This is a genomic window from Bradyrhizobium sp. CCBAU 51753 (genome assembly GCF_015291565.1).
Taxonomy (GTDB): Bacteria; Pseudomonadota; Alphaproteobacteria; order Rhizobiales; family Xanthobacteraceae; genus Bradyrhizobium; species Bradyrhizobium ivorense.
This window is the reverse complement of the sequence record NZ_CP030037.1, coordinates 6,411,364-6,425,900: the sequence shown is the minus strand read 5'-3', so window position 1 is coordinate 6,425,900 and position 14,537 is coordinate 6,411,364. Positions and strand designations below refer to the sequence as shown.

Below are 14,537 nucleotides of genomic sequence, written 5' to 3'. Positions count from 1 at the left end.
GCTCTGGCAACAGCGCACAGGCGGCACACATGACTGACAACAGCGTCATTCTCGAAAAACGCGGGCAGGCGTTCTGGATCACCATCAACCGGCCGGACAAGCGCAACGCGCTCAATGCCGGCGTGATCGCGGGCATTGCCAAGGGCTATCGCGACGCTCATGACGACAAGGACGTGCGCGTCATCGTGCTGACGGGCGCAGGCGACAAGGCGTTCTGTGCCGGGGCCGATCTGCAGAACAGCGGCGCGGCGTTCTCGATGGATTTTTCGCGCCCCAATGTCGACTACGCGGATCTGTTGCGGCTGTCGCAGGACGCGACCAAGCCGGCGATCGCGCGCGTCGGCGGCGTCTGCATGGCCGGCGGCATGGGCTTGCTGTGCATGACGGACATGGCGGTCGCAGCCGATCACGTCGTGTTCGGGCTGCCGGAGGTGAAGGTCGGCGTGTTTCCGATGCAGGTGATGAGCCTGCTGCAATCGATCGCGCCGCCGCGCCTCGTCAATGAATGGGCGCTGACCGGCGAGCCGTTCGATGCCCGCGCCGCACAGGCGGCGGGACTGCTGAACTACGTCGTGCCTAGCGCCGAACTCGACGCCAAGATCGATTGGCTGATCGGCCGCATCGTCGACAAATCACCGACCGCAATTCGTCGCGGCAAGTATGCGATGCGCGCGATTGCCTCGATGTCGTTTGACGAAAGCATCGCCTACACCGAAAGCCAGATCGCGCTGCTCGCGATGACCGAGGATGCGAAGGAAGGCCTCAAGGCATTCGGCGAGAAGCGCAAGCCGTCATGGACGGGACGTTAATCGGGGAGCGCCTCAGCCCGCATTCGCTTTCAGGCCGGCTGCCTCGATGCCGGCCAGCGCGCAGATCTCGTCATTGTCGGACGTATCGCCGCTGACACCGACCGCACCGAGCAGGGTGCTGCCGTCGAGGATCAGCACGCCGCCGGGGACCGGCACCATGCGGCCCTGCGCCAGCGTGTTCACCGCGTCGATGAAATACGCCTGCTCCTGCGCGCGCTGAAACAGCGCCCGCGATCCCATTCCGAGCGCCAGCGCGCCATAGGCCTTGCCATGGGCGATCTCGGCCCGCATCAGGCTGGTGCCGTCCTGCGCCGCCGTCACCTTCACGGCGCCGCGGGCGTCGAGGATGGTGATGACCAGCGGCTTGAACTTCTTCTCGACCCCCTTGGCCAGGGCGGCATCGAGAATCTTGCGGGCAATTTCGAGGGTGAGCTCAGCCATGGGCCTCTTCCTTTGTCGGCGATATCGTTTCGGAACTGGACTTCGCACACTTCAGGCTCATCGCCAATACGCTGGCGACATGCAGCGGCGTGCGCCCGCTGCCGTCCCTGATCTGGTGCCGGCACGAGGTGCCGTCGGCCACGATCAGCGTGTCCTGGTCCGCGCCGCGCACCGCCGGCAGCAGCGACAGTTCCGCCATCTCGATCGAAGCCTGATAGGTGTCAGCACCATAGCCGAAGGCGCCGGCCATGCCGCAGCAGCTCGATTCGATGGTTTTGACATCGAGGCCGGGCACCAGGCGGAGGACTTTCTCCACGGGTTTGAAGGCCCCAAAGGATTTTTGGTGGCAATGACCGTGGACCATCGCCTTTGCCCCGACTGGGCCAAGCGGCAGGCTGAGGCGGCCGGTCTCGGCTTCACGCACCAAGAATTCTTCGAACAGCAGTGCATGCGCGCTGATACTCTTCGCCGCATCATCTGATCGCAGCGAAAGCAGCTCGTCCCGCAGTGTCAGAAGACAGCTCGGCTCCAGCCCAATAATCGGCACACCGCGGGCCGCGAACGGAGCGTAGGCCGCGACCAGCCAGTCCAACTCGCTGCGAGCCTGTTCGACCAGTCCGGCCGACAGGAACGTCCGCCCGCAGCACAGCGGCCGGCCGCTATCCGACGGCTTCGGCAGGTGCACGCGATAGCCGCCGGCGACCAGCACCTCGATTGCGGCATCCAGATTCTCGCGCTCGTAAGCGCGGTTGAAGGTGTCGGCGAACAGCACGACTTCGCGCCCATCCGGCGGGCCAAACGTCTCGGCGTCGGGCCGGAACGGATCGCGGCGGAATGCCGGCAACGCACGCCTGGCGCTGATGCCGGCGAACTTTTCAAACAGCGCGCGCAGCAGCGGACTGTGGTTGCGCAGGTTCGCCAGCGGAGCAAAGCGGGACGCAAGATCCACATAGCGGGGCAGGTAGCCGACCAGCCGGTCGCGCAGCGACAGGCCGCGCTTTGCGGCGCGAGCCGCCAGCACCTCGATCTTCATCTTGGCCATGTCGACGCCGGTCGGGCACTCATGGCGGCAGGCCTTGCAGGACACGCAGAGCTTGAGCGTCTCCGCCATCTCGTCGGACGCCAGCGCGTCCGGGCCCAGTTGACCGGAGATCGCGAGCCGCAACGTGTTGGCGCGGCCACGGGTGACGTCCTTCTCGTTACGGGTGGCTCGATAGGACGGGCACATCACGCCGCCCTCGAGCTTGCGGCAGGCGCCGTTGTTGTTGCACATCTCGACCGCGCCCTGGAAGCCGCCGCCGGCGCCGGGATAGGCCGACCAGTCGAGCGCGGTCTTCATTTCGGCGACGCGATAGTCCGGCCGGTAGCGAAACAGCGAGCGGTCGTCCATTTTCGGCGGATCGACGATCTTGCCAGGATTGAGCGTGTTGTCGGGATCGAAGCGCTGCTTGACCTCGCGGAAGTCGGCGACGATGCGCCGGCCAAACATGGCCTCGTGAAACTCCGAACGCACCAGGCCGTCGCCGTGCTCGCCGGAATGCGAGCCCTTGTATTCGCGCACCATCGCGAAGGCTTCCTCGGCAATGGCGCGCATTGCCTTGACGTCCTTGTCGAGCTTGAGGTTGAGCACCGGGCGCACATGCAGGCAGCCTTCGGAGGCGTGCGCATACATCGTGCCGCGCGTGCCGTGCTTGGCGAATACGGCGTTGAGCCGCTCGGTATAGTCCGCAAGGTGCGGCAGCGGCACCGCGCAGTCCTCGACGAAGGAGACCGGCTTGCCCTCCTGCTTCATCGACATCATGACGTTGAGCCCGGCCGCGCGGAAATCGGCGACGCCGCTCTGCAGCGCCGGCTCGACGATCTCGACCACGCCGCCCCATTTACGTGGCGGCTTGTCCCAGCCGAAGCCGAGGTCGGCCATCAGCTCGCCGAGCTGCTTGAGGCGGGCGAGATTGTCGGCCTGGTCCTCTTCTGCGAACTCGACCACCAGGATCGCGTCCGGATCGCCGCGCACCGCCGCTGATATGATCGGCTGGAACATCGCGATATCGCGGCCGAGTGCGATCATGGTGCGATCGACCAGCTCGACGGCGATCGGCCGCAGCTTGACCAAATGCTGGGCTGCATCCATCGCCTCATAGAAGCTGCCGAAATGGCAGACGCCGAGCACCTTGTTACGGATCACCGGCCACAGCTTGAGCGCGACCTGCGTCGTGAAGGCCAGCGTCCCCTCCGAGCCGACCAACAGGTGCGCCAGATTGTTCGGCGCATTGCGCGGCACCAGCGCGTCGAGATTGTAGCCGCCGACCCGGCGCTGCACTTTGGGAAACCGCTCGGCGATCTCGGCGGCCTCGCGCTCGCCCAGATCGAGCATGTCGCGAAACAGCTTTAGGCCGCTTTCAGGCGAATTGACCCGGGTGAGATCGCGCGGCACCTCGCCGAAATGCAGCAGCGTGCCGTCGGCCAGCGCAGCGTCCATCGACAGCGTGTTGTCGCGCATGGTGCCGTAGCGCAGCGAGCGGCCGCCGCAGGAATTGTTGCCGGCCATGCCGCCGATGGTCGCGCGCGATGCGGTCGAGACGTCGACCGGAAACCACAGCCCGTGCTTTTTGAGCTGGCGGTTGAGAGCGTCGAGCACGATGCCAGGCTCGACCACGCAGGAGCGATTGGCGACGTCCAGCGAGACGATCCGGTTCAGGTGTTTTGAGAAGTCGACCACGATGCCGTCGTTGACGGTTTGCCCGCACTGCGAGGTGCCGCCGCCGCGCGGAGTGACGATGTGGCCATCGTCGCGGGCAATCGCGAGCGTTCGCAAGGCCTCGTCGATGGTTCGGGGCACCACCACGCCGGCCGGCATGATCTGGTAGAACGAGGCGTCCGTCGCATAGCGGCCGCGATTGAAGGCGTCGAAGAAGACGTCGCCGGTCAGGTTCGACCGCAGACGCTGTTCGAGCGATGAGGCGTTCTTCATCCCAGATCCAGTGTGATCCACGAAACGACGGCGGCACCGGCGTCCGACGGATTATACATTCTGTTGGCTAGAGAGTTACATTATGAATTCATAATGAGCAAGCTAGCCGTCCTGCGACGCCGTCTCAGGCGCTGCGTCCTGCGCTTCAGCCAGGTGCTCGATGGCTGCGGTCCGCTTGTTGCGCAGGTGCTGGAACAGGACGTCGCTGAGCTCGCTGCCGGCGCGGCGGCGCAGGGCGTCAAGGATCGCCTCGTGCTCGCGCATCGCCTCGGCCCAGCGCTGCCGCTTGCGGGCGAAATTGGCGGAGTACCTGATACGGCGGATCCGGCCGGCGAAGTTGGCGTAGGCTGCGCGCAGGGTTTCGTTGCGTGCGGCCGCGACGATGCTCTCGTGGATGCGCTGGTTGATCTGGAAGTAGCCGTGCATGTCGCGGTGCAGGTAGTGGCCGTACATGTCGTAGTGCAGCCGCTCGATCGCGATGATTTCCTCGTCGGTGATGACCTCGCAGGCGAGGCGCCCGGCGAGGCTCTCAAGCCCGGCCATCACGTCGAACAGCTCCTCGATGTCGCGTTGGCCGAGCTGGCGCACCCGCGCGCCGCGATTGGGCAAGAGTTCGATCAGCCCCTCGGCGGCCAGCACCTTGAGTGCCTCGCGCAGCGGCGTCCGGGAAATGCCCAGCATTTCGCACAACTGGCGTTCCGGAACGCGGGCGCCGTCAGGGATGTTGCCTTCCACGACGTGGTCGCGCAGCCGCAGCAGGATCTCGCCGTGGAGCGAGGCCTCCTGGCGCTCGCCGCCCTGGCCGGCGGCAGGTTGGGTGATCGGAACCCCGGTCTCGGGAATCGCGGATTTCATAATCTCGGACAATAAGTTGCCAGCGCGGTCGCGTCGATGTCTTCGATCGAATACCAAAATTCGATTGAAAAGACAAAAAATGAATGCAAAATTGGTTGCCAATAGCCCGGCGCTGCGCCGATTGGGAGGTTCTCATGCATCAAGGACGCCATTTCCTCCAGATTCCCGGGCCCAGCCCCGTCCCGGATCGCGTTCTTCGCGCGATGGACATGCCCGTCATCGACCACCGCAGCGCTGAATTCGCCGAACTCGGCCTGGCGGTGCTCGATGGCAGCCGCAAAGTGTTCCAGACCGCCGGGCCGGTGGTGATCTTCCCGTCGTCGGGAACCGGCGCCTGGGAGGCGGCGATCGTCAACACGCTGTCCCCCGGCGACAAGGTCCTGATGGTCGAGACCGGTCATTTCGCAACCCTGTGGCGCCAGATGGCCGGCCGCTTCGGTATCGAGGTCGACTTCGTCCCCGGCGATTGGCGTCGCGGCGCCGACCCTGCCCAGATCGAGGCGCGGCTCAAGGACGACACCGCGCGCGCCATCAAGGCGGTGATGGTCGTGCACAACGAGACCTCGACCGGCGCGACCAGCCGCATCGCCGACATTCGTGCCGCCATCGATCGCGCCGCCCATCCGGCGCTGCTGATGGTCGATACCATCTCCTCGCTCGGCTCGGTCGATTACCGGCATGACGAGTGGAAGGTCGATGTCAGCGTCAGCTGCTCGCAAAAGGGCTTCATGCTGCCGCCCGGCCTCGGTTTCAACGCCATCTCGGAGAAGGCGCGCGCTGCGTCGCGAACCAACCGGATGCCGCGTTCCTATTTCGATTGGGACGAGATGCTGAAGCCGAATGCGAAGGGCTTCTTTCCCTACACGCCGGCGACCAACCTGCTTTACGGGCTGCGCGAGGCCATCGCGATGCTGCTCGAGGAGGGGCTCGACAACGTGTTCGCCCGCCACCAGCGGCTGGCCGCCGCCACCCGCGCCGCCGTCACCCATTGGGGGCTCGAAGTGCTCTGCCAGGAGCCTTCGGAGTTCTCACCGGTATTGACCGCGGTGTTGATGCCCCCCGGCCACGATGCCGATCAGTTTCGCAAGGTCGTGCTCGACAATTTCAACATGTCGCTCGGTGCCGGCCTGTCGAAGGTCGCCGGCAAGGTGTTCCGAATCGGTCACCTCGGCGAGTGCAACGAACTGACACTGCTCGGCGCGCTGACCGGGGTCGAGATGGGGCTGTCGATCGCCGGTGTGCCGCACCGTGCGGGCGGCGTCGAGGCCGCGATGCGAGTTCTGGAGCAGCGCGGCCCGCGCAACTCGCCTCATCTGAAGGTGGTCGCCACATAGCGGCGACTTCGCCATCGCGAACGCCGGCTCAATAAAAATCGCGCACCAGGGAGGGGAGGCTATGAAGGTTCGGTTCAAGGCCACGCATGTCGTGCTGGCCATGCTCTGCGTGATGTATTTCATCACCTACGTCGATCGGGTCAACATCGGCACGGCCGCGAGCGAGATCCAGAAAGAGCTCGGCCTGTCCAACACCGAGCTCGGCCTGGTGTTCTCGGCCTTCGCCTATCCCTACCTGCTGTTCCAGGTGATCGGCGGCTGGGTCGGCGATCATTTCGGGCCACGCAAAACCCTGTTCTGGTGCGGCATGATCTGGGCCGCGGCGACCATCATGACCGGGTTTGTCGGCAGCCTCGCCGCGCTGTTCGTCGCGCGCTTCGCGCTGGGATTCGGCGAGGGCGCGACCTTTCCGACCGCGACGCGCGCCATGCAGTACTGGACGCCTGCAAGCCGGCGCGGCTTCGCGCAGGGCCTGACGCATTCGTTCGCGCGGCTCGGCAACGCCGCGACCCCGCCGGTGGTCGCGCTGCTGATTCTCTGGCTGACATGGCGCGGCGCGTTCGTCGTGCTTGGCGCTGTCAGCCTGCTGTGGGGCATCGTGTGGGTCTGGTACTTCCGCAACGAGCCGAAGGACCACCGCTCGATCACGGCGGAAGAGCTTGCGACCCTGCCGGCGCGGCCGCAAGGCGCGAGGCCGAAAGTGCCGTGGGGCCCGCTGCTGCAACGGATGTGGCCGGTGACGCTGACCTACTTCTGTTACGGCTGGTGCCTGTGGCTCTACCTCAACTGGCTGCCTTTGTTCTTCAAGAACACCTACAGTCTCGACATCAAGAACTCGGCGCTGTTCGCATCCGGCGTCTTCTTCGCCGGCGTGATCGGCGACAGCGTCGGCGGTGTCCTCTCCGACCGTATCCTCGAGCGGACGGGCAATGTGCGCCTGGCGCGGCTCAGCGTGACCATCGTGGGGTTCGCGGGGGCGCTGTTGTCGCTGCTTCCGATCCTGTTCGTTCGCGACATCACGGTGGTCGCGTTGTGTCTGTCGGCCGGCTTCTTCTGCGCGGAGCTCGTGATCGGCCCGATGTGGTCGATACCGATGGACATCGCGGCGAAGCATTCCGGCACGGCAGCGGGAATCATGAATACCGGCTCGGCGCTGGCGGCCATCGTCTCTCCGCTGGTCGCCGGCTTCGTCATCGACGCCACCGGCAACTGGTACCTGCCGTTTCTGATGTCGATGGGGCTTCTGCTGCTCGGCGGCTTCTCGGCGCTGCTGATGCACCCCGAACGTCCCTTTGAGGAGGCGGAGGGACTGGTCCCGCCGGGAAAGGTGGTGGCCGCGGAATGAGCGCCTGCACGGGCTGCGGGAGCGCCGTCGGATATGCATGACGGACCCCCGCCGGGCGGGGGACAAGCCGGTCAAATAGTGATATGCGAGCGGCTCGTGAAGCCGAAGCAAGACCGGGAAGGACGCCGATGACCGTGCACACTGGAAGGCATTTTCTGCAGATTCCGGGACCGACCAATGTGCCGGACCGGGTGCTGCGGGCGATGGACATGCCGACCATGGACCATCGCGGCCCGGAGTTCGCGGAGATCGGCTTTGCGGTGCTTTCTGCGATGCAGCGCGTATTCCGCACCAAGCAGCCCGTGATCATCTATCCCTCGTCCGGGACCGGCGCCTGGGAGGCCGCGATCGTCAACACGCTGCAGCCGGGCGACAAGGTCCTGATGTGCGAGACCGGGCAGTTCGCTGTCCTGTGGCGCGGCATTGCCGACAAGTTCAAGCTCGACGTCGATTTCATTCCGGGCGACTGGCGCCATGGCGCCGATCTCGAGCAGATCGAGGCAAAACTGTCCGCGGACAAGGCGCACAAGATCAAGGCCGTCTGCATGGTCCACAACGAGACCTCGACCGCCTGCGTCAGCTATCCGCTCGACGTGCGCAAGATCCTCGACACCGTCAAGCATCCGGCGCTGCTGATGGTCGACACCATCTCCGGCCTCGGCTCGCTGGAATATGAGCACGATGCCTGGGGCATCGATGTCTCCATCGCCGGCTCCCAGAAGGGGCTGATGCTGCCACCGGGCCTCGGCTTCAACGCGGTGTCGGAAAAGGCGCTGGCTGTCGCCAAGGCCAATCCGGGCATGCGCTCCTATTGGGACTGGCAGGACGTTATCAACATCAACAAGGCCGGTACCTGGCCCTACACGCCCGCGACCAACCTGCTGTTCGGTCTGAGGGAGGCGGTGAAGATGCTGGAGGAGGAAGGCCTCGACAACGTCTTCGCCCGCCACAAGCGTCACAGCGAGGCGACGCGTGCGGCGATCAAGGTGTGGGGCCTGGAGACCCAGTGCCAGGAGCAGGGCGCGCATTCGCCGGCGCTGACCGCGGTGCGGATGCCCGAGGGCCACGACGCCGATCACTTCCGCAAGGTCGTGCTGGAGAATTTCGACATGTCGCTCGGCACCGGCCTGAACAAGGTGAAGGGCAAGGTGTTCCGCATCGGACATATCGGCCACTTCAACGACCTGATGCTGATGGGCACGCTGTCGGGCGTCGAGATGGGCCTCGATCTCGCTAAGGTGCCGCATCGCGCCGGCGGTGTGCTGGCTGCGATGGAGGTCCTGAAGGGACGCGACGCCGCGCAGGCGCCCAAGGCTGCGGTCGCCTGAAACGAACTCCTCAAGAACAGAAAGAGCGAGCCATGAACGCGCCAGCGGCACCGACCGAAGACCTGATCTACTCCGTCGAAGACGGCATCGCGCGCATCACGTTCAACCGTCCGCAGGCCCGCAACGCGCTGACCTTCGCGATGTACGAGCAGATGGCGGCGATCTGCGAGAGCATCAACCAGGACCATCAGATCAAGGCGCTGATCATAACCGGCGCCGGCGACAAGGCGTTCGCCTCGGGCACCGACATCTCGCAGTTCCGTGCCTTCAAGACCGCGCAGGATGCGCTCGACTATGAAGCGCGGATCGACCGCGTGCTCGGCACGCTCGAGCAATGCCGGGTGCCTGTCATCGCGGCGATCGCCGGCGCCTGCACCGGCGGCGGTGCGGGGATCGCGGCGTGCTGCGACATCCGCATCGGCACCGAGGCGACGCGGATCGGCTTCCCGATTGCGCGCACGCTCGGCAACTGCCTCTCGATGTCCAACATCTCCCGCCTGGTGTCGCTGATCGGACCGGCGCGAACCAAGGATCTGATCTTCAAGGCACGCTTGGTCGACGCGCCGGAAGCGCTTGCGCTCGGGTTGTTGAACGAGGTCGTGCCCGACGTGGCCACGCTGCAGCGCCGCGCCGAAGAGACCGCGAAACTCGTCGCCGGTCACGCACCGATCACACTCGAGGTGACCAAGGAGGCGGTGCGCCGCATCCGCCGCACGCTGTCGCGCGAGGAGGGCGAAGACCTGATCCTGCGCGCCTATATGAGCGAGGATTTTCGCGAGGGCATGGACGCTTTCCTCAACAAGCGCTCACCCAACTTCAAGGGCAAATAGCACGCGGCGATCGCGGCAGGGCTGCACGGCGGCCCTACAGACGGCGTCGGGAACTGCCTTCGTGCAGACGCGCGGTTCCATTGATCCCGGTGTTCTGTTGCGCCGGCGAATCAAAAAAGTTCCCGCGGCATCCTCCGGTTGTTCACCTGATTACCCTAGTCTTGGTGCCCACAGCGCGCCGAAGGTTCAACGTCAATTCACGTTCATGTTGACGATTTCACAACCTGAGACTTATGATCGTTCTGGTTGTTGTCCGCGGTCTTTTATCCCCACCGACAATTTTTCGACGGCTTCCGACCTCTCATGACTGCTGCCGCAACCACGCGTCATCAAACTGAGAAGCGACACCGTTAGTTTCTACGCCGCAACCGCGCCGGCACCCATTGCCAACGTTCATTTTCCGACGCCGAACGCGGTTTGCGAGCACGCCAGGGCCGATCCTCATTTCGCTGCAGCGAAACGCTGCGGCGCATGTCGCAACGTATGCAGGGGTTTTCCATGACCAATCATACTCCGACTTTTACCTCGTCCTCCGCGTCGGGCAGCTTCGCGGAATTTGCCAACACCACTGACTCGACCACGCTGCACCAGCTGACCGGCACGATGAGTTTCAGGGATTCCGATCGGAGCGATACTCACACCACCTCGGCCACGCTTCATTCCGCCGTGCTTTCGAGCGGATCCATCATCCCCGCTTCGTCGCTGGCGCACTTTCAGACCGCGATGACGTCGCAGATCACCAGCGATTCCAATGGCGCAGGCTCACTGAAATGGACATTCAGCGATCCCGACGACGATTTCGATTTCCTGTCCAAGAATCAGTCGCTGGTTCTGACCTACGACATCATCGTATCGGACAACCACGGCGGCACGGCGATCCAGACGGTCAAGGTCACGGTCACCGGCACCGACGACAAGCCGGTCATCAACATGACGACCATTGCGACGGTCACCGAGCAGGTCGATCAGACGCTTTCGATTACGCCCGACACGGTTCATGTCGCGCTGAACTTCACCGACGAGGACCTCACCAACACCGGTCACACCGCGACCGTGATCGCCGCCAGTGCGGACGGCAACACCTCAGGTCTGCTCCCCGGATCGCTCGGCACCGCCGAGTTGATGTCGTTCTACCATGTCGACAACGTCATCAAGACGTCGGGCTCGAGCGCCGGCACCATCAACACCACCTTCGCGGCGCCGGACCTCGCCTTTGACTATCTCGCGGCCGGCGAACATCTCGACATCACCTACACCGTTCAGCTCGACGATCACGCCGGCGGCGTATCGACGCAAACCGTCACGGTGACGGTGGTCGGCACGAACGACAAGCCGGTCTTCCTGTCGCCGCCGGAGGAGGCTCACCTCGTCGAGGACCAGAACGTCAGCCCCGCGGGCGATCTGACGGCGCATGGCGATCTCTTGTTCGGCGATCTCGACCTGTTCGACGCTCACACGGTTTCGACCACGGTCACCGCGACTCGCTCCGGAGGCGGTGCGATCCCGCTCGGCGACGCGGCCTTGCTGGCGGCGTTCATGACCGGCCTCACGCCGGATTCGACCGGGCATCTGCTCGGCGACGTCTCCTGGAATTTTGCGCTGCCAAATGCGGACGCGAGCTTCCTCAGCGGCGGCGAAACGCTGACGCTGGTCTATCACGTCACCGTCGAGGATCCGTCCGGCGCAACCGACACGCAGGACGTCACCATCACGATCCTCGGCACCAATCATCCCGTCGTCATCACCAGCGCGGCCGAATCCTCCACGGTGTCGGAGCTCGCGGATACCACGGGTTCAGGGACCCTCGACACGACGCCGACCGTGCCAGCCGGAACGCTCGATTTCACCGATCAGGACACCGCCGACACGCACACGGTTGCGGTGACGCTGGCCTCGACCTCGGGAGCCACCGTGCCGGCTGCGACGCAGGCCGACCTTGCGGCGGCGCTGACGACCACGCTGCACGACTCCACCGGAACCGGCAGCGGCAGCATCGACTGGAATTTTGCCATTCCCGATAGCGATCTCGACTACCTCGCCGCCGGCGAAACGCTCACCGTCAACTACGACGTCAAGGTCAGCGACAACTCGACAAGCTCGACCCAGACCGTTTCGGTCGTCATCACCGGCGCCAACGACGCGGTGGCGATCAGCAGCGGGCCCGGGTCCGCGTCGCTCGCAGAACAGCCCGGCGTGACCGATTCGGGCGCCCTCGATACCACGCCGACCGGGACACTGGATTTCACGGACGTCGACCTGTCGGACGCCCACACCGTCAGCGTCGCGCTGAATTCCGCGACCTGGTCCGCGAATCCGGACTTCCTGCCGGGCGACGTCTTTGCCGATCTGCAGGGCGCGCTTGCGACGGCGCTGCACGACTCGACGGGCACGGGATCCGGCGGCGTCGACTGGACGTTCAGCATTCCGGATCGCGATCTGGACTTCCTGAGCCTCGGGGAGACCCTGACGGTCAGCTACGACGTCACGGTGTCGGATGGCACGACCAGTTCCACCCAGACCGTCACGATCACCATCGATGGCGCGTCGGACACCGTGGTGGTGACCCCGACGTCGGTGGATATTTCCGATAGCGCCGATCGGGATGCCGGCAACGTGCTGGCAGCCGGTAGCGTCATCGATCTGGCGCATGCCGTCGATTTGAGCTCGCATCGGACTATTGTGGATGTCAATGGAAGCGCCGCAAATGTCGGTACGGCGGTGGCCGGTAGCTATGGCTCGCTCTTTCTCGATAGCGACGGTAACTATTTCTATGCCGCGAACTCGGCCGTCGATGTCCTGCGGGATGGCGACAACGTCACCGATCAGTTCAACTTCACGGTCGACGACGGCCAGGGTCATCAGACCACGACGACACTGACCTTCAATATTGCCGGCGCCAACGATAATCCGACCGCCACCGGCGGCAACGTCACCGGTTCGGTGACCGAGGACGCCGGTCCGCCGGTTCTCGTCAACGGCGATTTCGAGACCGGCAACCTTGCCGGTTGGACCACCACCGGCACGCACATCGAGGTCCAGCAGTTCGAACTCGGTGGCACCTTTGGGCACTACTCGGTGCACCTGGCGCCGACCAATGTCTTGGAGACATTGGCGCAGGACGTCGCGACAACGCCGGGCCAGAATTACTTCATTACCTTCGACCTGCTCGGCGATCCGGAAACCGATAACACGCCGTTTACGGTGACATGGGATGGCATCACCCTGCTGTCGCTCAGCAGCGTTCCTTTCGGACTCAATCACTACGCCTTCGAAGTCGCAGGCGATGCCACGGCCTCCAGCACGTCGCTGCAATTCACCTACGCCGATGATGCCAATGGCATGATCCTGGATTCCGTGAATGTCACCGCCGCGACAAGTCCGCCGACCGAGTCGACGTCGGGCATGGTCTCGTTTGCCGACGTGGAGACCGCCGACACCCACACGGCCAGCTTCGCGCCGCTGGACGGCGGATATGTCGGGACTTTCACGCTCGATCTGGTGACGGAGACATCCGGCACCGGATCGGTCGGTTGGCATTTCACCGTCAACAATGCGGACATCCAGTTCCTGGCCCAGGGCCAGACCCTGACCCAGGACTATCTGGTCACGGTGTCGGACAATCACGGCGGCTCAATGGTGCAGGACGTTGCCGTCACCCTGATCGGCACCAACGATGCGCCGACCGCGGTCGGCGAGACCATCGTCACCGACGTCGATGCCAGCGGTGTGGTCGACATCCCGGCCTGGGTACTGGCGGCAAACGACACCGACCCGGATACGGCGGACCATCTGTTCGTCAACGGCATCGCTTCGAACTCCGGTGGTGCCGCGGTGTTCGGCGGCTCCGACGTGTTCTTCTTCGACGACGCAACTCCGGGCGGCTCGTTCACCTACACCTCGTCCGACGGCGTCTTGACCAGCAACCAGGCGACGGCGACCGTCATCAACAATGCGGTGTCGGCGACGACGCTGACCGGCACCGGCGGGGACGACATCGTGATCGCTACCAACGGCACCGAAACGCTCGACGGCGGGGCCGGCAATGATGTGCTGATCGGCAATGCCGGCAGCCACACGATGACCGGCGGCAGCGGTAACGACATCTTCGCGTTCCTGACCACGACGGACGGGCCGGGCGCGATCACCGACTTCAACAACACCACCGAGCACGACCGGATCGCGATTTCCGCAAGCGGCTTCGGTGGCGGCCTCAGCGCCGGGATGGATGTGTCGTCAACCTTCGAGACGTCGGGCGACGACCAGTTCTCAGGCTCCGGGGCGCAATTCCACTTCGATACCGCCAACCAGACGCTGTATTTCAGCGCCGACGGGACGCAGGCCTCCGCCATCACGGTCGCAAGCGTGCAGGCCAGCGTGGTGCTGAACCCGCACGACATTCTGGTCGTGTAGCGGTTCTGCCAAGGGCGGATTGGTCTTTAGCAGCGCGGGCTCGAATCGAGCCCGCGCTTTTTTGTTTCAGCGGCCACGCGTCTCATTCCAAAGTCATACACCATGTGACAGTTCACACCTTGAACTCACCGGCATTATCCGCACAATGACGGCGACCGGCGGGCTACGCGCCTTTTTGCCAAGCGGAACAAGTAGATAGGGAAGAAACTCGTGG

Annotated in this window: 9 protein-coding genes; 6 read left to right on the top strand and 3 right to left on the bottom strand. The window is 64.5% G+C overall.

The features are described 5' to 3' along the window. Nucleotides 1-29 precede the first annotated feature (29 nt). Nucleotides 30-809, top strand: a complete 780-nt coding sequence (locus XH93_RS29400) for an enoyl-CoA hydratase/isomerase family protein (protein WP_194470165.1) — start codon at nt 30-32, stop codon at nt 807-809. A 12-nt stretch (nt 810-821) separates the two neighbouring features. On the opposite strand, the gene XH93_RS29395 is transcribed toward XH93_RS29400, so the two are convergent. From XH93_RS29395 to XH93_RS29385, 3 genes are all read right to left on the bottom strand, one after another. Continuing rightward, complete coding sequence (locus tag XH93_RS29395; protein WP_139863204.1) at nt 822-1,250, bottom strand: heme-binding protein; 429 nt, start codon at nt 1,248-1,250, stop codon at nt 822-824. Next, nucleotides 1,243-4,221 carry an FAD-binding and (Fe-S)-binding domain-containing protein gene (locus tag XH93_RS29390; RefSeq protein WP_194470164.1) on the bottom strand — a complete coding sequence of 993 codons (2,979 nt, stop codon included), beginning with the start codon at nt 4,219-4,221 and terminating at the stop codon, nt 1,243-1,245. The genes XH93_RS29395 and XH93_RS29390 overlap by 8 nt, the downstream gene beginning before the upstream one ends. A gap of 102 nt (nt 4,222-4,323) precedes the next feature. Then, nucleotides 4,324-5,076, bottom strand: a complete 753-nt coding sequence (locus tag XH93_RS29385) for a GntR family transcriptional regulator (protein ID WP_194470163.1) — start codon at nt 5,074-5,076, stop codon at nt 4,324-4,326. A gap of 134 nt (nt 5,077-5,210) precedes the next feature. On the opposite strand from XH93_RS29385, the gene XH93_RS29380 reads away from it, so the two are divergent. The 5 genes from XH93_RS29380 to XH93_RS29360 all read left to right on the top strand — a co-directional run bounded on the left by XH93_RS29380 (nt 5,211) and on the right by XH93_RS29360 (nt 14,323). After that, nucleotides 5,211-6,410 carry an alanine--glyoxylate aminotransferase family protein gene (locus XH93_RS29380; RefSeq protein WP_194470162.1) on the top strand — a complete coding sequence of 400 codons (1,200 nt, stop codon included), beginning with the start codon at nt 5,211-5,213 and terminating at the stop codon, nt 6,408-6,410. Nucleotides 6,411-6,471: 61 nt separating this feature from the next. Then, complete coding sequence (locus XH93_RS29375) at nt 6,472-7,755, top strand: MFS transporter (RefSeq protein ID WP_194470161.1); 1,284 nt, start codon at nt 6,472-6,474, stop codon at nt 7,753-7,755. Between the two features lie 128 nt (nt 7,756-7,883). Next, nucleotides 7,884-9,083, top strand: coding sequence for an alanine--glyoxylate aminotransferase family protein (locus XH93_RS29370; protein WP_194470160.1), 1,200 nt, complete (start codon nt 7,884-7,886; stop codon nt 9,081-9,083). A 32-nt stretch (nt 9,084-9,115) separates the two neighbouring features. Continuing rightward, nucleotides 9,116-9,913, top strand: a complete 798-nt coding sequence (locus tag XH93_RS29365; RefSeq protein ID WP_194470159.1) for an enoyl-CoA hydratase/isomerase family protein — start codon at nt 9,116-9,118, stop codon at nt 9,911-9,913. A gap of 498 nt (nt 9,914-10,411) precedes the next feature. Continuing rightward, nucleotides 10,412-14,323, top strand: a complete 3,912-nt coding sequence (locus XH93_RS29360; protein WP_246799326.1) for a VCBS domain-containing protein — start codon at nt 10,412-10,414, stop codon at nt 14,321-14,323. The last annotated feature ends 214 nt before the right edge of the window (nt 14,324-14,537 follow it).

Coding starts and splice junctions, on each gene's coding strand:
- XH93_RS29400 (WP_194470165.1), top strand. CDS start 30: ATGACTGACAACAGCGTCATTCTCGAAAAACGCGGGCAGGCGTTCTGG.
- XH93_RS29395 (WP_139863204.1), bottom strand. CDS start 1,250: ATGGCTGAGCTCACCCTCGAAATTGCCCGCAAGATTCTCGATGCCGCC.
- XH93_RS29390 (WP_194470164.1), bottom strand. CDS start 4,221: ATGAAGAACGCCTCATCGCTCGAACAGCGTCTGCGGTCGAACCTGACC.
- XH93_RS29385 (WP_194470163.1), bottom strand. CDS start 5,076: ATGAAATCCGCGATTCCCGAGACCGGGGTTCCGATCACCCAACCTGCC.
- XH93_RS29380 (WP_194470162.1), top strand. CDS start 5,211: ATGCATCAAGGACGCCATTTCCTCCAGATTCCCGGGCCCAGCCCCGTC.
- XH93_RS29375 (WP_194470161.1), top strand. CDS start 6,472: ATGAAGGTTCGGTTCAAGGCCACGCATGTCGTGCTGGCCATGCTCTGC.
- XH93_RS29370 (WP_194470160.1), top strand. CDS start 7,884: ATGACCGTGCACACTGGAAGGCATTTTCTGCAGATTCCGGGACCGACC.
- XH93_RS29365 (WP_194470159.1), top strand. CDS start 9,116: ATGAACGCGCCAGCGGCACCGACCGAAGACCTGATCTACTCCGTCGAA.
- XH93_RS29360 (WP_246799326.1), top strand. CDS start 10,412: ATGACCAATCATACTCCGACTTTTACCTCGTCCTCCGCGTCGGGCAGC.